Origin of the sequence: Sphingomonas paeninsulae (assembly GCF_003660165.1) — a bacterium.
Lineage (GTDB): Bacteria > Pseudomonadota > Alphaproteobacteria > Sphingomonadales > Sphingomonadaceae > Sphingomonas_O > Sphingomonas_O paeninsulae.
Map to the genome: position 1 here is coordinate 2,816,092 of NZ_CP032829.1, position 20,364 is coordinate 2,836,455.

Below are 20,364 nucleotides of genomic sequence, written 5' to 3' on the forward strand. Positions count from 1 at the left end.
ATTGTTCAGATATTTCGCTTTTGGCGGAAGATGTTCAGACCCGGGGAGCGGTGTAATCGTGAAACGCTGCCAATCATCGATGCGACGATGTGGCCTGTGGTCGTGGCGTTTCCGCAGAGTTTAAGACAAGTGCCCGCGCGCTCGGCTTCCGGTAATTCATTAAGCGCTTGGATCTCGTCAGAGCTCGCATAGCCCATCAACGCCATCCCCAGTAACGCGTCCCATAGGGAGGCGGGGGCGTTGCTCACGCCGATATCGCCGCCGCCGCACGTAAGCCGGTGCGGATACGACCCATCACCCCTCATCCGCTTTCGTGGAGTGTACGGCGTAGGCAGAGTAAGAAAATTCCGGGCTATCCGGCACCAGAACGAGTCTGCCCTCTTCGAGATAAGAGCGTACAAACCCTTTGCGAAAATACCCTGAGCCTCCGGTTGCGAGGATATAATCCAATGCCAGCGGGCCGTAACTGATTGCAACGACGGCGTTCGGGTGATCGGGAAAGGCCGCCTGATAGCTTGCAGAGAATTCCTCGCCCCAATCGATGCGCACATGATGTTCGGGCCCAAGCACGCGGTCTTTGGAGGTCGTGCGGACCAGCACCAGTTTTTCTTCGAACAGCAATTCGGCAATGACGCCGGGTCGCCGAGGCGCAGCATAGAGGATCGCCACATCGAGCGAACCGTCCTGCACTCGCTCCATTAGCCGGTCGGAGTTGTCGATTTGCGTACTAACCGCCAATTCCGGACATTCGCGTCCCATCCACAGCAACCAGTGGCGGAGCAACGGACTCCAGAGACTGAGTTCTGCGCCGATGGTTACGACAGTCTCGCGGCCCGGCGGAAGCGCGACCGAACGGCGTGCGCGTTCCCACACCTGCACGAGCGTTGTTGCGAACCTCAGGAACTGTTCGCCGGCGGGCGTCAGCTTCGCCCCGGATTTGTTGCGAATGAAAACAGGGCGGCCAAGTTGCTCTTCAAGGACGCGGATACGTGCACTGACCGCAGTTTGTGTCAGATTCAAATTGGCGGCCGCATTGACGAAAGTACCCGTCTTAACGACCTCCAGGAACGTGCGAGCGACGCTAATATCCATCTATCACTCTTTTTCTTTTCAAGTGCGATTATATCCATTTTCGTTATGGCATTAGCAAGGCGAATGGGTGCCAAATCCGACATCACGCAGTTGCGCTGGACCTCGATCGTTTTATGAAGCCGGAGCGCCCGGTTTCGGACTGTCGGTGGGCGCTGCGCGCTTTCAACAGATCCTGTCGCGAGAGGATGCCAAGAACGCGGTGGCTGCCCGGTTCGACAATCGGAATCCGGCCAATCCCTGAATCCACCATGAGGTCGGCGACTGCGCCAATGGGCGTTTCGGGATAGGCGACCAGCAGCGATGCATCGGAAAGCGTCTCAGCCAGACTGGTTTCAATCATGATATCGCCGACTTGCCAGCGTAACGCGTCGGTTCGAGAGACGAGGCCAAGCAGAACGCCACCGTCATTCACGACAGGATAGCTGCGATGTTTGGCACCTTCAGCAAAAAAGTCAGCAGCATCACGGAGCGACATCTTGCCCGGCAGCGTTGCCGGATTGTGCGTCATCAACTGATCCGCCTGAACCAGATCGAGAAGATCGACACTATATTCCTGAAGAATATGACGCCCGCGTCGGGCGATCTTTTCGGTCAGAATAGAGCGGCGCATCAGGAGCACACTGACGGCATATGCGGACGCGGCAGCCGTGATGGCGAGCGGCAGCGCATCGAAATGGCCCGTCAGTTCGACAGCGAAAAGTGCGCCTGTGATCGGTGCGCGCATCGCGCCGCTCATTATACCAGCCATGCCGATCATAGCCCAGAAGCCCGAGCCACCGGGCAAGAAATGCCCGAGCAAACTACCTGCGGCCCCGCCGAGTATAAGCAGGGGGGCAAGCACGCCCCCTGACGTTCCTGAGCCCAGCGCCACGAGCCAGATAACTCCCTTAACCATGAGGAGCGCCAGCACGACCCGCATTGCCAGCGATCCGTCGAGCAGCGCCTGAATGCTCGGATAGCCTGCGCCTAGCACATGCGCATCGATCAATCCGCCGATGCCGACCACGATGCCACCAAGCGCTGGCCACCACATCCAGTGGATGGGTAACCGATGAAACAGGTCTTCGACGCGGTATAAAGACGTCGAGAGTAATGTAGCCTCGAGACCGACGAGAATGCCGACACCGGCGGCGGTTGCAATAGGCCATAGTCCTGAGGGTGTAAGGGCAATGAAGGGAAACATCGCACCGCCGCCGATCATCCAGGGCCGCCATGCGAAAGCAACGATCACACCCACGACCACCGGCACGAAACTGCGCGGTTTCCATTCAAAGAGCAGTACCTCGATCGCGAGCAGGATAGCGGCCATCGGGGTACCAAAAACTGCGGTCATACCGGCGGCGGCCCCTGCAACGAGCAATGTTTTACGCTCTGCGGCGCTCAGGTGGAAGCATTGCGCAAACAGCGAGCCGATTGCACCACCTGTCATGATGATCGGCCCTTCTGCTCCGAACGGCCCTCCACTGCCGATCGACACGGCCGACGATAGGGGTTTGAGCAGCGCAACCTTCAACGATAGCCGGCTTTCGCCGAACAGAATCGTTTCAATCGCTTCAGGAATGCCGTGGCCGCGGATCTTGTCCGAACCATAGCGTGCCATCAGGCCAACGATCAGACTGCCAATCACCGGAATGGCGACAATCCAGAGTCCGAGAGGCGTGTCGGTAATTGCGGCGGGTTGGGCCGAAAGCCGTCCGAACCAGAACAAATTGGTGGCAATGGCAATCAGGCGAAGCAGAGCCCACGCACCGATCGCGCCGCCGGTTCCGACGACGACGGCCATCGCGGCCAGCATGAGCATACGCCAGTTCGCACTATGGTCGGCCAGTCGATGACTTTCTGTTATGCGTACCGCTGCAAACTTCATAAATCGCCTTTAATCTTGGAGAGCGACCTCAATTATGTCGCAACACGATATTATTCAACAGCGAGATGACGAACGATGACGAAAAGCGATGGCTTAACGGACCAGGATTATGTCGTGCTGGCTGACTTTCGCCATACGCTGCGGCGCTTTCAGGCTTTCAGTGAGGCAAAAGCCAATGAAGTCGGCCTTACACCGCAACAGCATCAGGCGCTGCTGGTGATCCGGGCGACGTCGCCCGGAGAGGTCACGGTGGGCTATATTGCGCAAAGGCTCATTATGAAGCCCCATAGCGCCACCGGGCTGATCGACAGGCTGGAAACGCTTGAACTCGTCACGCGGCAGGAGACAAGCAGCGACCGTCGGCGTTCAGTTCTGCGACTTACCGACAAAGCCGAAGCGCTGCTTGCTAGCCTGTCCGAAACGCACCGCGAAGAGGTCCTTCGGCTCAAGCCACTGCTTGCCGAGCTTTTAGAACAGCTCGGATGATCTAAAATCAATACTATTGCGGTTGACCATCAATATTTTGAACTTTGGCGTAACGCGTTACTGAGGCATGGGCCGGGTTCTTGTTCACCCAAATAAGCGCCGGATTGCCGGACCGTTCTCATCCGACTCGATTGCATCATTGCCAACTTCATTACGTCCAGTGCGTTCATCGCAGCAACTGCTGGCAATTGATCCCCAGAAATTTCTGTTTTCATTGAGCAGCTTCGTTGCTGCAGCAGCGACACTTCTGATCACTTTCTCAGCGAGCTTGCCAAGGCCCTGGTGGGCGCTGCTAACAGTTTACGTAACAGCTCAACCCATGGCGGGAGCTTTCCGACCCAAGATATTTTACCGTCTTGGCGGAATTCTGACCGGTGCAGCAGTTACGATTGCGCTGGTCCCGAATCTTCAAAACTCGCCCGAATTGCTCATTCTGTGCTTCGCGGCCTGGACAGGGTTTTGTATCTACCTTGCGGTTCTAGACCGAACACCCCGAGCGTTTTGTTTTCAAATGGCGGCGTTCAGTTCGGCGGTAATCAGCTTTCCCTATCTCGACGATCCCGGAAACATTTTTACGACGACCATATCGCGGGTCGAAGAAATGACGGTTGCGATCGTCTGCGTTTCTATCGCCCATGCGCTCCTACAACCGTGGAGCGTGACGCCTGTCATTCGTGCGCGGGCTGAAGCGTTTCTCGTTCATGCTTCGCGCTGGACGGCCGAAGCCCTTGGAAGTCGGCACACCACGCTGGAATACGAACACCAGCGAACACTCGCGACCGATGTGACGGAACTTGGCATGATCGCGATTCATTTACCTTTCGACCAACGATCGGCACCCGCGACCCGGCGACTGGTTTTGAGTTTGCAAGAGCGGCTGGCGACCATTCTTCCACTGGCTTCTGCTACGGCCAACAGACTTGATCTTCTTCGCGCGCTCGCCCCCCTCGACGTTGAGCTAAGCACGCTTGTCGATGATGTCGTTGATTGGCTGGTAGGCGGCATAGAGGCACCTGCTGAAATAGAGCGAGAACTGGTCGAGCGCTGTCGCCTGTTGGCGTCGCGTTATGAACAGGCGCCCGACTGGCAAGCTATACTGGCCATTAGCGTTTGCGAGCGTATGGCGGAATTTGCCGAGGCGCACTACGAAAGCCGACTCCTTGTGCAGCAGATCGGTGTTCCCATTGACGATGGTGACGACAGCGCTCTCATAACCCAGATTGAAAGCTATCCTCTGGCCCGTGATCATGGTGTCGCGGCGCTTGCAGGTCTGGCGACGGCAACAGCGATCACGCTTTACTGCGCGGTTTGGATTTTGCTTGCGTGGCCGAACGGGTCCGCGACCGCCGCCTTCGCTGCGCTCATCACCTGTTCGTTTGCTGTGCAGGACGACCCGGCACCGGTGATCGGCCGCTATCTCGGCTCAACGCTGATCACCTTTCCGCTTGCAGCCCTATACCTCTTCATCATTTTGCCGCGCGTCGATGGCTATGGGATGCTGATCGTCACGCTGGCACCAGCATTGCTGTGGATGGGGTATATTCAGGCCGACCCCGCTCGATCGGCACGCGCCCTGCCGATGTTTTCCTGTTTCATCGTCGGCATGGGTTTCCTCGATCGTTTTCAGGCTGACTTTGCCGTGTTCATGAATACCGGTCTTGCGCAGGTCGGCGGCATCGTAACCACGCTGGCGGTCACCAAGTTATTCCGTTCGGCCAATGTACTGTGGACCGCACGACGGATCGTTCGCGATAACTGGGTCGATCTTGAACAATTGGCAAACATCCGCAGGCCCTTTCGGCCCGCCCAATGGACGGGGAAGGGCATTGATAGACTGGGACTGGTCGCGGCTCGAATGGCCGTCGCCTCTTTGGGAGATGCGCTTCACGCCGCCGACGGCCTCGCCGACATTCGCATTGGTCGGAATATTATTCCAATCCGTCGCGCTCTGGCAGCAGTGCCGCATGATGTGCGCCGCACTTTGGGTGTCGTGCTTGCCGAAGTTTCGGTTCTGTTTCGCGATCGTCGCCGGGCAAGCGATGCGGTGCCGCCGCCCGCTACTCTGCTCCATGCGATTGACGCCGCGATTGAGGGGATGCTTGCAAATGCGCAGTTGGGGCCACGTCATCAGGCGCTCCTCGCTCTTGTCGGGATGCGCTGCAATCTGTTCCCGGCAGCTTCCCCTTTCCAAAGGACACCCGCGCAATGATCGAGGAACTGCACCTGTTCGGTGTCTATATGCCTGCCGCTCTGGTCTGGGCGGTCATTGCCGGCATATTGGCCTATCTGCTGCGCAATTTGCTCCAGCGCCTCCCTCTTTATCACCTCCTCTGGCATCCGGGCGTTCTGGAACTCGCGCTGTTCGTGGCGCTCTGGTGGGGTTTGACGGTGTTGGCCGACAATTTCCTTTCACGCGCGCTGGTGTCCTGAAATGCTCAACCGTAATTCTCTTCTTCGTACCGTCGTGACCACGCTTGTAATCTGCGTCGTGTTAGGGGCCATTTACGCATTGTGGATACGTTATCAGGTTGAACCTTTGACACGGGACGGCAAAGTGCGGGCGGACCTCGTGCCTGTCGCTGCCGACGTCAGCGGCCTTATCACCGAGGTCCGCATTCATGACGACGAAGCGGTCCACAAGGGACAGATTCTGCTGGTTATCGATCGTCCGCGTTATCAGCTTGCGCTCGATCAGGCCGAAGCCAATTTGGCCACACAACGCGTGTCTCTGGCTCAGGTTGCTCGTGAAGACCGGCGTAACAGATCGATGCCTGAGCTTTTGGCTGGTGAGGTTATCGAGCAGGGGCGGGCGCGGGTTGACGGTTTACGGACCACACTTGCTCAGGCGGTCGCCGCTCGCAATCTGGCGCAACTCAATCTGGAACGGACTTACCTCCGCGCGCCGGTTGATGGTACCGTTTCCAACATGACCTTGCAGCCGGGAATCTATCTGAACGCGGGCAAGCCTGTTGTTGCACTTGTTTATAACCGTTCGCTGCGCGTGGAGGGGTATTTTGAAGAAACGAAACTTCCCGCCATCCACGTTGGTGATCCCGCCAGCGTCTATCTGATGGGTGTCGCCGACGAAATCCGCGGCCACGTCGACAGCATCGCAGCGGGTGTCGAAGACCGCGAGCGCGCTGGCGGCGATGCAGGGCTTGCCAATGTGAATCCATCTTTCACCTGGGTCAGACTGGCGCAGCGTATTCCGGTACGGATCAGGATCGACAAGGTGCCGACCGGGGTGCGTCTCATTCCAGGGCAAACTGCGACCGTGATCGTTCACCCGCGAAAGGGTGATGTGGCGGTGCGCCGGAGTTTACCTTGGTGAATCGGCACAGTTTTTTGGCTGGCCTCGGTTGTCTGGTGCTTTCCGCCTGCGCGACGGTCGGTCCCGATTATCATTTGCCCGATCAGGCCGTTGTTAATACGCCAAGTGCGCACGGGCCGTTTGTGTCGGCCGGACCTACCACCACCGATGAGGCGCTGCCGGATCAGTGGTGGAAGCTGTTCGACGATCCCGTGTTGATCGAACTCATTACGCAAGCGCTCCATGCAAATACCGACCTGCGCGTTGCGGAGGCTAACCTCCAGCGCAGTGACGTACTGCTTGCCGAAGCAAGAACGGGTCGTCAGATTGGTGGAACTGCAAGTTTCGAAACAAGCTTTGCGCAATCATCGGCCGAAGCTGTCATGCAACATGTGCCGCCGCCAGAGCATCAGATCTATAACGGTGGGGTGTCGGTCAGCTATGATCTCGACCTATTCGGTCGAATCCGGCGCGGTATCGAGGCTTCGAGGGCAGATAATGAAGCCGCCGTGGCGGCGCGGGATCTGGTTCGAGTAAATGTCGCCGCTCAAATGGCGCAAGCCTATGCCGATGTCTGCAATGCCGGGCATGAGATCGCTGATCTCCGTCAATTGGTGGTCCTGCTGGAAGAAAACCTCCGTTTCACGCGTCTGGCGATCGCTCACGATCGAGCGCCAGCGTTCGAACAGGATCGACAACAGGGATTACTGAACAGCACGCTGTCGCACTTGCCACGGATGGAAGCGGGCCAGCGGAATGCCGGTTTTCGCATCGCAACGTTGATGGGGCTTCCACCCGCCGAATATGATCACAACTTACTGAGTTGCAAAACACAGCTTGCACTCCGCCACCTATTACCTGTCGGCGATGGTCAGGCGCTGCTCAGGCGCCGACCCGATGTTCGTGCCGCCGAACGTCGATTGGCCGCCGCAACGGCGCGGATCGGCGTGGCGGCTGCGGCACTTTACCCTAATATAAAACTGGGCTTTTCTGCTGGCTCAACCGGCGCGGCGGCAGACCTGCTGTCGCCGTTGACCAATAGATTTGGACTGGGACCGATGATCAGCTGGAATCTCCAGCGCAGCACGGTCCGGGCACGTATTGCGCAGGCGGAGGCCCAGACACGCGCCAACCTTGCGACCTTCGACGGTGTCGTGCTGACAGCTTTGCGCGAAGTCGAAAGCGCCTTGAACAATTATGCGGCCGATCTCGCAGTCCTTGAAGATTTGAAGGCGACGCGTGAAAATGCATCGAAAGTGGCGAAGCGAACGAGTGCGCTACAACGTGGGGGCAAAGTTGGAGGACTGGCCGTTCTTGACGCACAGAGAAGTTTCGTCATCGCGGAACAGGCGGTGACGGTGGCGCAGACCGACATCAATCGCGATCAGATCGCGATCTTTCTGGCGCTGGGTGGCGGGTGGTCGAATACCGGCCGCTCCGCTGCTCCGCAGCAACAATGACAAAGGGGAACCAGGCTGTTCCATTTTGACGCCACCTAAATACATGGGCGACTAGCGGGCAGCGCGCTCCACCAGACGAGTATAAAGATGCCACGTTGCGTAACCTAGAACCGGTAACACGATGGCAAGTCCAATAAATGCCGGGATACAGCCAAGTACCAACAGACCTGCGACGCGCAGCCCCCATGTGGTGGTCGCCCACGGATTGGCACGAACGGCGCGAATCGATGTCTCTATCGCGGTTCCGGCGTCAACCGGACGGTCGATCACCATTGGTAACGACACCAGTGTGCATACCAATGTCACTATTGCGAAGAGCAGCCCGGTAAGATTGCCCAGGACAATCATTGTCCAGCCCTCGGACGTCGTGAACAGCTTTGTAACGAACGCCTTGATTCCTACGGGGTAAGCAGGACCGAGCGTCGCCGCGTAGATACCCCATGCAAAAGCCAGCCAAAGCAGGAACAGAATACCAAGACCCGCAGTTAAAAACAGGAGTGAGTGTCGGTTCGGCCCCTTTAGTGGATCGAAAAAATGCTTCCAGCTGGAGTCGAGACCGTCTTCCCGGCGCCGGGCGAGTTCGTAAAAGCCTGAAGCAACTGCGGGCCCAAGGATCGACAGACCTGCGACAAGGGGGAAGAACAGCGGTAAGGCCGCATCGTTGAACGCAAGAACAGCGGCTAAAATCCCCATCAGAGGATAGAGCAAAGCCAGGAAGATCAAGTCACCGCGTTTCTGGCGAAAATCGTTCCAGCCCTGGGCCAGCGCCCATCGAATGTCATCCTGACTGATCCTGCGAACCGTTGTGCGGGGAGCAGAGAAAAGTGGGGTCGAGACGGTCGCCTGCATCGGGCATCCTCCAACTATGACATTTGAATAATATACCTCTCGGCGACCAGTGTGAAGAGAATACGCACCAGTCCGCAAATGCCCGTTGGGCAAAGTGAATCCGGCTGCTCCGCCAGCTATGGGGCAGGGGCCAGTTCACCATATCAATCCTCAGCACGAAATGCGTCGTATCAGGCCATCACGAAACCGCGCAAAGCGCCCAGGTTCTGGATCCCTTCGGGAAATTGATCTCAATCTCACCGAGACGGTCCTGGGCGTCCATCGATGAGCCGAACCGGCAACTGTTGCAACAACGCCCCAATAGAAAGCTTCTTCCACGCGCTGAAAGTCCAACTGGTCTATCAATGCTGCTGACCAAGCCAAGCTGAGGTCATCTTGTTCGGACACATCGAAGGATACTAAACCAGCATCGCATGCACTCCAGCTCTCGGGTATTTCACAATCGAACAGGCCAAGGAGTTGTGACTGGCTAACTCTAGGTGTCCGTGCAATCCGGGAAGATCAAGGTCTCTGGCTGCACAAGCTCAGTTGATCTGCGCATGAGACGCGCAGCTTCGTCGATCAGTTGGGCGGCGATGTCTGCCGTCTCCTCACGTACGGCAATCGTCAGACAGTTGCTGGCTTCAATGCGTAAACGTACACCACGCCTGGCTTTTGTAACGTTATTCACTTGTGCGATGCTTCCCAGAATTCATACCATTGGTAATAGCTTGTCAACATCGCACTTCGTTGCGCTGCGCAGCTTCACGATGATTAGCGCAATCGCGCCGATCAGCATTCATCCTTAAATCGCTCAGTCGCACGATTGCACATAATCGCGAATGTTCGGGTTCCAGATCAATCCGCAATCGTCGATTGAGTCATAATAATTGTCGTCGTACCCATACCCATAGTAGCCGTCGTCGCCAAAAGCATACCCGAGTGGGTAGCCATAGAAACCGCCGTAGCCGCCATAATATCCTCTGCCATAGCTCCCGCGGTAGCCGTAGCCTCCGCGATATCCATGACCGCCTTGTGCGACGCGATAGCCGTTACCGCCACGATAGGCACCGTGTGCTCCAGCGCCACGGCCAGCGCTTCCGTGATATCCACCATTACCGCCGCTGCCGTGAAACCCACCACCGCCATGCGAGCCTCCTCCGCCACGCTGTGCGGCGGCGGGTACTGCGCTCATCAGTGCGACTGTGCAAATCGCTGCGAAAATACTGTTCAACTTCTTCATCGGACGTCCTCGGGCAAGAGCCCCTGTAAGAAGAAGATAGGTACGATCGACTATGAGTTTTAGGGTCAGTTTTAAGAGATTTCGAGAGGTCGCGGAGTTGTCGTTATATAAGTGGGGGCCGGCGAAGCGGCCTATTCGGCGCGTCTGTTTGCATCCAATGCGCTGCTGTCGCGCTGCGGCTGTCCAAATTATCTTTCTCGTGTTGTGGGCTCGCGATGTCGTTCAACAACCCGCGACGATGGAATGAGTCTGCGGCTATCACAGGATCTTGATTGGCCAGGAATAATTTGATGCCCGCATTGCCAGGCAATCAACGAGTATGGCCGTCCGAGGATTGCTGTGTGCCAGAGTTGTAGCCCGTAAGTCGATAGATTCTTTATCGTTTTCTATCCCGCCATCGCCAATACTGAGCATGTCTAGCGACAACAGATTTAATTTAACGCCGCCAAGCATGAACAAAGTTTAATTATCTTCAACCGGCGAATGCTGCGACTAGCTCGCATTAGCGGTGTGACTCGTTGCTAATGATTATGATGGGCGGCTGCAAAAAGGGAAATTATATGAGCATTCGGTTTCTAATGTCTGGCATCTTGCTTGGTGGAGCACTGGTGCCGTCGATTGCATCCGCGCAGCAGCCAGCTGAAGACGCCGCAAATACCACCGACGCCAATGCCAGCCCGATTATCGTTACCGGCGTGCGCTCACTGACGGTGGATAAAATCCCCGAAGGAATTGCCCACGCCCCCCAAAGCATCACTGTCATCAGTCATGAGCTGCTTGAGCAGCAGGCAACAAGCCGGGTGCAGGACGCGCTGAAAAATGTGCCGGGCATTACCTTCAATGCCGGCGAAGGTGGAGCGCGAGGCGACACTGTCAACTTGCGCGGATTTCCGGCCTTCAACGATTTCTTTCTCGACGGCATTCGCGATGCCGCCATTTATTCGCGCGACAGTTTTAACCTTGAGAGCATCGAAGTTTTGAAAGGACCATCGGCTGTGCTGTTCGGTCGTGGATCGACAGGCGGTGTGGTCAATCAGGTTTCGAAGGCCCCGACACTGACCCCGCTGTATGCAGCTACGCTGGTGGGCGGTACCAACAACGAAGTGCGCGCGACCGCCGATATCGATCAGCCGATCGGCAGCAACGCGGCTATTCGGATCAACGCAATGGGCGAACACAGCGAGGTCGCGGATCGTGATCTGGTCCGTAATCGTCGCTGGGGTATCGCGCCTTCAATTTCGGTCGGCATTGGTGGCCCGGATACGCTGACTATTGAATACCTTCATCAGGAAGAGAATGATATTCCCGACGTCGGGATACCGTTCGTCAATGGTCGCCCCGCCAATGTCTCACGCAATTTCGACTATGGTTTGGCGACCGATCGCTTTAAGTCGAACGTCGATATTGCCACGGGGCGTTACCGGCACGAATTCAGCAATGCCATTTCGATTTCCAACACGCTGCGGTATGCGGATTATCACTTTTTCGATCGATTCAATGGTCCCAACTTCGGCTATGTGGGCGGCAATGCACCGGGACCAACGACACCACTCGATCAGATTCTTGTCGGGCGCGACACGCCATCGAGTTCGGGACATCGCACCAATCTGACCAACCAGGCCGACGTGACCGCGAACTTTGTCACCGGACCGATCTCGCACACACTCATTGCGGGTGCCGAATTTGGGCGGGAACGTGACAACACGATTCGTTACGTCAATCCTTTTGGAGCAGCCGGGGAAACGCCCGCCACACCGCTACTTGCGCCCAATCCCTATGAGATGTCCCAGATCGAGCCGGGAAAGAGCCGCGCTGTCACCACCGCCTTCTCGGAGGCAGCCTATATCATCGACACGGTTCACCTTGGACAATTGTTCGATCTGACCGGAGGGGTCCGTTTCGATCGCTTCGCTGCACATTATCGCCCGCAAGCACTGGTTGCTGGCGTTTCGGCGGCATCCTTGGTTCCACTCGATCATGTCGATAACGTCTGGAGCCCGCGCGCCTCGATCGTGTTCAACCCAAGCGCACATCAGCGCATCTATTTCTCCTACGGCACGTCGTTCGATCCATCAGCCGAAGCGCTTTCGCTCAATGCAAAGACTGCAAACCTTGGACCTGTCAAAGCGAAAAGCTTTGAGCTTGGCGCCAAGGCTGATTGGCTCGGTGGCAGGATCGCCACGACCGCCGCGCTCTTCCGCACCGAAATCGACAATGCGCAAGTTACAGATCCCGACCATCCGACTGCGCTCGTTCTCGCGGGCAATCAACGGGTAGATGGCGTCGAACTCGGGGTTACCGGTCACCTCACCGACAAATGGGAGATTACTGCGGGCTATACGTATCTTGACGGCAAAACGTTAGCGTCCACCAACCAAGCGACCGTCGGCAAGAGACTGGCGAATACTGCGCGAAACGCCGTCAACCTTTGGACCGAATATGAATTCACAGAGCATTTCGAGCTTGGTGTCGGAGGAAATTATCTGGGTAAACGTTATTCGGATTTTGCAGAACAAGCTGTGCTGCCAAGCTATGTGATTGTCGATGCGATGGGGGCGTGGAGTGCCAATGGGCACCTGACGTTGCGGGTCAACGTCAACAATATCTTTAATAAACTCGCGTGGCAGAACTCATATTATGCGAGTGCAGAAGAAAACCACGTGATCCCAGCGCCTGGCCGGACCGCGCTGTTTACTGCAGCGATCAAATATTGAATCGTTGCTGTGCGATAAGCCAAGGCAGGCAACTGCGCCGTCAACCACGGTAACTTCGGAGAATTAGGTGGCGACCCTAAAGCGATCATTCCTTCTCGATTTGACTCACATCGCGCACGGCGCCGCGTGCTGCGTTGGTTGCGAGCGCAGCATAGGCGCGAAGTGCTGGTGACACGTTGCGCTTGCGGCTAAAGGGCTTCCAAGCCTTCTTGCCCCGCGCCACCATTTCCTCATGTCGTGCCGCGATTTCTGCATCGTCGATGTCGAGCCTGATGATGCGATTGGGGATGTCTATGGCTATAGAATCACCCGTTTTGACTATTGCGATCATCCCCCCTCGGCAGCTTCCGGTGAGATATGGCCGATGGACAGGCCCGAAGTGCCGCCGGAAAAACGCCCGTCGGTGATGAGCGCGCAAGCTTTGCCCAGCCCTTTCGACTTCAGATAGCTCGTCGGATAGAGCATTTCCTGCATGCCCGGTCCACCCTTCGGTCCCTCGTAGCGGATGACGACGACGTCGCCTTCCTTGACCTCGTTGCCGAGGATGCCCGTAACGGCGGCGTCCTGACTTTCATAAACGCGCGCGATGCCCTGGAAGGTCAGGATGGAGTCATCCACACCTGCCGTCTTCACGATGCAGCCTTCCGGCGCGAGGTTCCCGAACAGGACGGCAAGGCCGCCATCCCTGAAGAAGGGATTTTCAGCGCTCCGGATCACACCCCCTTCGCGGTCTAGGTCGAGTTCCTTCCAGCGGTTGCTTTGACTGAAGGCGACCGTGGTGCGCACACCGCCCGGCGCGGCCTTGTAAAAGTCACGCACACTCTCGCTCTGGGTGCGGCTAATGTCCCAGTGGTCGAGTGCATCACCAAGCGTCGGGGAATGGACGGTCGGCAAGGAGGTGTCGAGGAGGCCGGCCTTATCGAGTTGGCCGAGGATCGCCATAATCCCGCCCGCGCGGTGGATGTCCTCCATATGAACGTCCTGCTTGGCGGGCGCGACTTTGCACAGACAGGGGACACGGCGCGACAGACGGTCGATGTCGGTCATGGTGAAAGGTACTTCGCCCTCATGCGCGGCGGCAAGCAGATGGAGTACCGTGTTGGTCGATCCGCCCATGGCGATGTCGAGGCTCATGGCGTTTTCGAAAGCGGCGAAGCTGGCGATATTGCGGGGCAAGGCGGAGGCGTCGTCCTGTTCGTACCAGCGCTTTGTGATGTCGACGATGATGCGCCCTGCCTCGCGGAACAGCTTCTCGCGATCGGCATGGGTAGCAAGGACAGAGCCATTGCCGGGGAGTGACAGGCCCAACGCTTCCATCAGGCAGTTCATCGAATTGGCAGTAAACATGCCAGAACATGACCCGCAGGTTGGACAGGCCGACCTCTCGATGACCGCGACTTCTTCGTCAGTATAGCTGTCATCCACCGCGACGACCATCGCGTCGACCAGATCGAGCGCAACCGTCTTGCCACGTATATCAGCCTTGCCCGCTTCCATCGGGCCGCCTGACACAAAGATAGTTGGGATGTTGAGGCGCATTGATGCCATCAACATACCCGGCGTGATCTTGTCGCAGTTGGAGATACAGACGAGCGCATCGGCGCAATGAGCGTTGGCCATATACTCCACACTGTCGGCGATCAGATCGCGACTGGGCAGCGAATAGAGCATACCATCATGGCCCATGGCGATGCCGTCATCGACCGCGATGGTGTTGAACTCTTTGGCGACGCCGCCCGCTGTCTCAATCTCGCGCGCGACTAATTGGCCGAGGTCTTTCAGGTGGACATGGCCAGGCACGAACTGGGTGAAGCTGTTGACGACGGCGATGATCGGTTTGCCGAAATCCGCGTCGGTCATGCCGGTGGCGCGCCATAGGCCGCGCGCGCCGGCCATGTTGCGGCCATGGGTGCTGGTGCGTGAACGATAATGGGGCATTTTTCGCAGTCCTCGACATCAAACGTTATTGGCGACCGTTTTACGCCCCAATAGAAAGGTTGAGAAATATCTTATTTATACAGTATAAGGTCGTTGAAAGTATTTATTAGATGATGGATTTCCGCCAACTCCGCCACTTTCTAGCGGTTGCCGACACGCTCCATTTCGGTCGCGCGGCGGAGCGCCTTGGCATGACCCAGCCACCGCTCAGTCAGTCGATCATGGCGCTGGAGCGGGCGTTGGGGACTCCTCTTTTTGTTCGGTCAAAGCGCGTTGTCACTTTGACGGCTTTTGGTCGTCAGTGGGTGGAGTACGTCCGGGCCGCCGTTCACAATATTGCGGCACTCGCTGATGTGGCAGAACGCCTTAGAACTGGTGTGGCGGGAAAGCTGTCATTGGCCTTCGTCAGCACGGCCGACTACAGCGTGCTTCCGCATCTGGTTCAAAGATATTCCGCGTCTTTCCCTGACGTCGAACTCGAACTGATCGAAGCAACAAGTGACGTTCAGGTCGAAGCATTGCTAGACGGACGGATCAACGCAGGCATTTTGATCTCTGCACGATCCGCTTTGCCGTCAGCGCTGGAATACCATCCGCTGGTTAAGGAACCACTCGTGGCCGCCGTGCCAGAGTCATGGATCGATGACGGACGCCTGCCACTGGTCGATGGAATGCTCCGGGGCGATGATTGGATGGCACAGCCGCTCATCATTTTTCCCAAGCGCGTATCGCCCGATTTTCATGACCTTGTGATCGGTTTTTATCGAGCCAGGGGCTGTCAGCCGCTTATCCGCCAGGAAGCTATTCAGATGCAAACCATCATCAGTCTGGTTTCAGCCGGTCTGGGTATGGCGTTAGTTCCTGCGTCGTTGCAGCATCTTGCTCGTACCGGAGTGCGCTATATTTTTGTTGCCGACGAATCTCCGGAACTCGAAACTGGGCTTGCATGGCGGAAGACGGACGAGGTGCCAACTTTGGCCACCTTGATAGAAATTTCTTTAAAGCTCGACAAAGAGTTTCATGGCCTCCGTATCTGAGCACGTTTAAGCGCAATGCTGCAAAATCGCTCAGCAATAAACTGCCGGACTGACATTTCAGCCGCGTGTGCGACAAACGGGTATCTAAAGTAGCTCACGCGGCGTTCAATGGAAATTCTGCGGGAAGGTTTAGTGCGCGCATCGTCCCGATATCATTCCCGTATAACGCGATGCGAAACCAGCCGGTGGAATTTGTGACGTTACCAATAGAAACAGCGCCTCATCTCTCAAGTTGGCCAGCATCCCATATTGGAACGTTTCCGGGGGCCAGACCGTTGTTGGATATCAACGAGGAGACAAATCATGCGCTTCAAACGACTGACAGTGGTAGCGGCGATCGTGGTGATTAGTGGAATTAGCGTTTCCGCCTGCCATGACGGACGCCCCGGACATTCGAGCGATAGACATAATCACGACCGAGATCATAATCGTTACGATCGTCCCCAGTAATCAAACGATTTGATTCTAGTGAGAAGTGCATTTTGCGTAGTTTCAGCACGAACGAATGGAGAACAGATAGGACAGGTGGAGTTGGTTGTTAGTTATCTAGCGAAACTTCGATCGGCTTGGTTTTTGTCACTTCACGTCTTTAATGATGTCAGAAGCGGCCTGTTTAATCAGAATTTGGGTAAAGGAGAGAATTTTTCTACGCCAGTTAATCGTCAATGCTGCGCATCACTCGACCGATGTCTTCAAATGTCAGATTTGTCTTCGATCTCAAAAATGATGTAATTAAGTGATGAATAATACGATCACATAAAGAAATATCCGCGGTAGGACTGGCCCCAGAATTTGCTTCAGGCCTTGGCGACACGTCTTGCGCTCACAAGGCATAATAGTGGCGCAAGTGTGAATGTGCCGAACAGCCAGCTCGCTGCACTTGTGGTTCCCTCTGTCCCGCCCGGATCGATCAAGCCCCCGGCATTAACAACTAATCCGGCGACGGCAGCTCCCATTGCCGTAGCGAATAACTGGATGGTTGTTATTGAGGCAGCGGCCAATTCCTGCTCGCTTGGAATTGTGACCTTGAGCACCCGGGTAAGAAGATGCGGCCATGCCAAACCGACGCCCAGCCCAATGCCGAACAGCGCGAGGCAGATCGGAGTTAATGCCAGCCAAGTGCCGCCGCTCGCCTTTGGCAAAAGAACTGTCAGCGCTGCCATGCCAACAAGTCCTAGGAGCGGGCCAATCGTAATCATGCGACTGACGCTGCGCCCGCTTGCACCCGCACTGGTGATCGAACCGAGCGTCCAGCCTGCAGCCATAAGCGCTGCCAGAAAGCCGGCCCAGAGCGGAGATTGATGATGCAAAACTTGCAGGAAGAGTGGAACGAAAATCTCGCTGCTTGTGACCGTAATAGCGAGCAGCGACATTGTCGCGTAGAGAGCGGCGATCGCGGTTGTTGGGTGGAATGAACCAAGAGGTAGTAATTTCTGCCGAGCGCGACCTTCCACGTTGATCAATAGAACCGTCAGCACGACTGCTGCAACGATGCCTATAATATTTCGGGTTAAGTCAGAAGATGTGCTGCCTGCCGAGATCGCCAGAATTGAGGCCATCAGCAAGGCAAGCTGCGCGAAGGGAACCGATGATCGCTGAGTCGCCCGAACATCACGCTTTGGGAGCACAGTTGCTGCCAACAGCCCAAACAGAATTGCGACAGGAGCGAGCGACCAAAAGGCGGCCCGCCAGATGCCAAGTTCAGCGAATATACCGCCGACGGCGGGGCCAACCAAGGTTCCTACGCCCCACATGCCCGAAACAAGAGCCATTGCACGGGGCCACAGTGCTTCGTCGAACACCAGTCGGATCATCGCATAGGCGAGAGCAATGAGAAAACCGCCTCCGAAGCCTTGAACGAGGCGACCGATCAACATGATTGGCATCGAAGGCGAGACCGCACAGATCAGGGCGCCAAAAGCGAACATCGTTGCCGCTATCGCATAGGCACCCCTTGGCCCCGTCTGCTGAAGCAGCTTAGCAGAGAGCGCAGAACCCAGGATGGAGGCAATGACGAAAACCGTTGTGTTCCAGGCATAGAGATCGAGGCCGCCGATATCCCGAACAACCGAAGGCAGAATGGTGGTTGCAATATAGACGTTGATCGCATGGAGTGCGACACCGCCTGCGAGCGCCAGCGAACGCACGCCATTCGCGCCGGACAACAGGGCAGCCCAGCCAGTCTTTGAGGTGTGATGGATGTCCTCGTTTACGGATGCGCCCGACGATGGAATGAATTGTAAGTGTCGATCAGGCGGGACGTCACGAGTATGCATGTCAACTCCATTTTGGGGATCTCATCCACAACCGCGAATGGGAGCTTGCAAAAACAAGCCGACATGCTTCATAGAACCTAAACCATAGTTGAGGTCAAGAGCTTTTGTGAATATGCCGATTGATGTCCGAGTTGCTCTTTCGGTCGGAGAGATTGCCCGCCGCAGTGGCGTCGCGATTTCGACTATTCATTTTTACGACGCAAAAGGGCTAATCGAAGGTTGGCGCAGTGAAGGAAACCAGCGTCGCTATTCCCGCGATGTTCTGCGCAGGGTTGCCATCATCAAGGTCGCTCAGCGCGCAGGCGTTTCGCTGGCTATCATAAAGGCCGCCTTGATGGAGCTTCCTTCGGGTCGAGCTCCCACGGCGAGGAATTGGAGAAACCTCTCGACGAGGTGGAGAGACATGTTAACCGACCGGATACACAGTCTTGTGCAACTCCGTGACCAGCTTGAGGGATGTATTGGCTGTGGGTGTCTTTCCATGGAAGATTGCCCTCTCAGAAACCCGAGCGATCGTTTGAGCCAGCTCGGTGACGGTGCCGTCTTGCTCGAAAGAGATACGAATCCGAAAAGTTAAGTGTTGAAGGACGCGATGTATCGCTTGTTTGCCGCAACCGAGTGCGTCAGCGACAAGCCTAATCTCGTTATTGCGACCGATCGCCGGACCTATCATCTCCAACTCGAGAGTTGCACAGCGATCGCAATGTCGGCGATTTCGTGAACCTATCCGCAGGATGCACGCACAAACACGATTTCGTAGAACAGTTCGTCGAGTGAATTCAGCCACTGCATGAAGTTCGTGATTGGGTTCCTTGTAGCCATTCCAAAGTCGAATAGATTGGCACCCTGTCTAGAACACGGTCTTCGGCCATTTCAACTCGTAAGTAACCATTAAGCCATCATGATCGGATAACGCTGGTTGACCCGGCTGGCCATCGAACATGGCCTCGATCTTCACCGGTCGGACCGATATCGACGCGCCGTTCGAGAAAAACTGCAGATCCTGCGTGTCCATCCATGGCTCGTCACCGTCCCACGACATGCGAACATCGCAACTCGGATTATGGGTGCAGACTTTATGCACAAGAGTGAGCGATTGATAGCGTGAGAAACTCTCCCACCGCTCCTCCGATTTCCGCATGTTGAAGTCACCGCCGAAAACTATGGGATTGGCATCGTTATGGGTCCGCTCGATGAATTCCCACGCTTCCAGCGATTGCCGATCATGGGCTGCAAGATGACGGATCGCGGGCGCACGGGATGCACCCCGCGAATTCAGGTGCGTGTTGTACACGTCGATTGGCGTGGGCAGCCCAGGAATAAGGATACGCGCGAGCACAATCCCTTTGTTGCTCAGACAATCCAGTCCAGCGCACGACTTGCGGCCATAAGCGCGCATTTCCGTTTGGATAATCGGGTAACGCGAGGCAATTGCCAACCCGCCGCCGGTTAGATGAATACCCAGCTCACCACGCTTTATCTTCGCCCGGCCTGGCAACGCTTCGCCAGTTGAGCCATCGGGGCGAGACGTTCTTCGGGGGCCGGTCGCTATCGCAGGATAGCCCGTTGCGCTAACCGCCTTCTTTGCCGGGCCACTGAACATCTCCTGAAACATAACAATGTCGGGTCCGTTGCCGGTTTTGCGCAGTATCCGTAACTTTTCGCCGATCTGACGCAATTGAGCCGCCCGCCCCCCGCGTGCTGGCCAGCCCAATCCTTCGATATTATATGTCAAAACCGACAACGTGATGCTTGATGTCGTACCATCATGGGAAACCCGCACCGGCGAATGGGGCGCTGCTCTGCAGTCGATTGACCGCAAGGGAGGAGGGGCCCCGCAAGCGGACACGAGCAGGGCAAGCATCGTGATCAAGCATCGTCGTGAACCTGGCACTATGGTCGACCATGCGGTTGTTTTCGGTGCTGTGTGTCGCATGCCGTTCCATAATCTCATCGCATCGAACAAGTTATGACTTTTGTTTGCCCGTAAGTCTGACCATATCGTGAGTGCCAGAGATTGCATGATTCTAAAGTTGTAGGTGGAAATAGCGCGATCGCTGCGACGGCAGCCGGGAATTTTGCTGCCCCGCTGTGCTGAGGCAGCGGGATTGTA

The 20,364-nt window shown here is 56.4% G+C and carries 13 protein-coding genes and 3 pseudogenes; 9 read left to right on the forward strand and 7 right to left on the reverse strand.

Annotated elements, in window-relative coordinates; genetic code table 11:
- Window positions 1–244: 244 nt before the first annotated feature.
- Window positions 245–1,092 (reverse strand): annotated as a pseudogene (locus D3Y57_RS19415) (LysR family transcriptional regulator).
- An 82-nt stretch (window positions 1,093–1,174) separates the two neighbouring features.
- Window positions 1,175–2,959 (reverse strand): chloride channel protein, encoded by a 1,785-nt coding sequence (locus tag D3Y57_RS19420; protein ID WP_239025934.1) that lies wholly within the window; start codon window positions 2,957–2,959, stop codon window positions 1,175–1,177.
- A gap of 75 nt (window positions 2,960–3,034) precedes the next feature.
- Here D3Y57_RS19420 and D3Y57_RS19425 point away from each other — a divergent pair, with 75 nt between their 5' ends.
- The 5 genes from D3Y57_RS19425 to D3Y57_RS19445 all read left to right on the forward strand — a co-directional run bounded on the left by D3Y57_RS19425 (window position 3,035) and on the right by D3Y57_RS19445 (window position 8,215).
- A complete protein-coding gene (locus D3Y57_RS19425; protein ID WP_121155338.1) occupies window positions 3,035–3,445 on the forward strand; it encodes a MarR family winged helix-turn-helix transcriptional regulator in 411 nt (136 codons plus the stop codon).
- Between the two features lie 139 nt (window positions 3,446–3,584).
- On the forward strand, window positions 3,585–5,654 hold the full coding sequence (locus D3Y57_RS19430) for an FUSC family protein (RefSeq protein ID WP_430739053.1): 2,070 nt from the start codon (window positions 3,585–3,587) through the stop codon (window positions 5,652–5,654).
- The gene (locus D3Y57_RS19435) at window positions 5,651–5,875 is read left to right on the forward strand and encodes a DUF1656 domain-containing protein (RefSeq protein ID WP_121155342.1); all 225 of its coding nucleotides are present in this window, start codon (window positions 5,651–5,653) and stop codon (window positions 5,873–5,875) included. The genes D3Y57_RS19430 and D3Y57_RS19435 overlap by 4 nt, the downstream gene beginning before the upstream one ends.
- 1 nt (window position 5,876) lies before the next feature.
- On the forward strand, window positions 5,877–6,776 hold the full coding sequence (locus D3Y57_RS19440; RefSeq protein ID WP_121155344.1) for an efflux RND transporter periplasmic adaptor subunit: 900 nt from the start codon (window positions 5,877–5,879) through the stop codon (window positions 6,774–6,776).
- Window positions 6,773–8,215 (forward strand): efflux transporter outer membrane subunit, encoded by a 1,443-nt coding sequence (locus tag D3Y57_RS19445; protein WP_239025936.1) that lies wholly within the window; start codon window positions 6,773–6,775, stop codon window positions 8,213–8,215. The genes D3Y57_RS19440 and D3Y57_RS19445 overlap by 4 nt, the downstream gene beginning before the upstream one ends.
- 51 nt (window positions 8,216–8,266) lie before the next feature.
- Here the strand turns inward: D3Y57_RS19445 and D3Y57_RS19450 are convergent, their stop codons facing one another.
- On the reverse strand, window positions 8,267–9,064 hold the full coding sequence (locus tag D3Y57_RS19450) for a DUF2189 domain-containing protein (RefSeq protein WP_121155348.1): 798 nt from the start codon (window positions 9,062–9,064) through the stop codon (window positions 8,267–8,269).
- A 255-nt stretch (window positions 9,065–9,319) separates the two neighbouring features.
- Here D3Y57_RS19450 and D3Y57_RS21695 point away from each other — a divergent pair.
- Window positions 9,320–9,529 (forward strand): annotated as a pseudogene (locus D3Y57_RS21695) (integrase core domain-containing protein); the annotation flags it as partial.
- Between the two features lie 328 nt (window positions 9,530–9,857).
- On the opposite strand, the gene D3Y57_RS19460 reads toward D3Y57_RS21695, so the two are convergent.
- Window positions 9,858–10,286, reverse strand: coding sequence for a hypothetical protein (locus D3Y57_RS19460; RefSeq protein ID WP_121155352.1), 429 nt, complete (start codon window positions 10,284–10,286; stop codon window positions 9,858–9,860).
- Between the two features lie 560 nt (window positions 10,287–10,846).
- On the opposite strand from D3Y57_RS19460, the gene D3Y57_RS19470 reads away from it, so the two are divergent.
- Window positions 10,847–13,000 carry a TonB-dependent receptor gene (locus D3Y57_RS19470; RefSeq protein ID WP_162987224.1) on the forward strand — a complete coding sequence of 718 codons (2,154 nt, stop codon included), beginning with the start codon at window positions 10,847–10,849 and terminating at the stop codon, window positions 12,998–13,000.
- A gap of 85 nt (window positions 13,001–13,085) precedes the next feature.
- Here the strand turns inward: D3Y57_RS19470 and ilvD are convergent.
- Window positions 13,086–14,938 (reverse strand): annotated as a pseudogene (ilvD, locus tag D3Y57_RS19475) (dihydroxy-acid dehydratase).
- A gap of 113 nt (window positions 14,939–15,051) precedes the next feature.
- On the opposite strand from ilvD, the gene D3Y57_RS19480 reads away from it, so the two are divergent.
- The gene (locus D3Y57_RS19480) at window positions 15,052–15,975 is read left to right on the forward strand and encodes a LysR family transcriptional regulator (RefSeq protein WP_121156232.1); all 924 of its coding nucleotides are present in this window, start codon (window positions 15,052–15,054) and stop codon (window positions 15,973–15,975) included.
- A gap of 797 nt (window positions 15,976–16,772) precedes the next feature.
- On the opposite strand, the gene D3Y57_RS19485 is transcribed toward D3Y57_RS19480, so the two are convergent.
- Entirely contained in the window at window positions 16,773–18,251 is a 1,479-nt protein-coding gene (locus tag D3Y57_RS19485; protein WP_121155358.1) for an MFS transporter, read from the reverse strand.
- Between the two features lie 112 nt (window positions 18,252–18,363).
- Between D3Y57_RS19485 and soxR the strand changes: the two genes are divergently transcribed.
- Window positions 18,364–18,828 (forward strand): redox-sensitive transcriptional activator SoxR, encoded by a 465-nt coding sequence (gene soxR / locus D3Y57_RS19490; protein WP_121155360.1) that lies wholly within the window; start codon window positions 18,364–18,366, stop codon window positions 18,826–18,828.
- Window positions 18,829–19,101: 273 nt separating this feature from the next.
- Here soxR and D3Y57_RS19500 read toward each other — a convergent pair whose 3' ends face one another.
- Window positions 19,102–19,995, reverse strand: a complete 894-nt coding sequence (locus D3Y57_RS19500) for an endonuclease/exonuclease/phosphatase family protein (RefSeq protein ID WP_239025937.1) — start codon at window positions 19,993–19,995, stop codon at window positions 19,102–19,104.
- Window positions 19,996–20,364 lie beyond the last annotated feature (369 nt).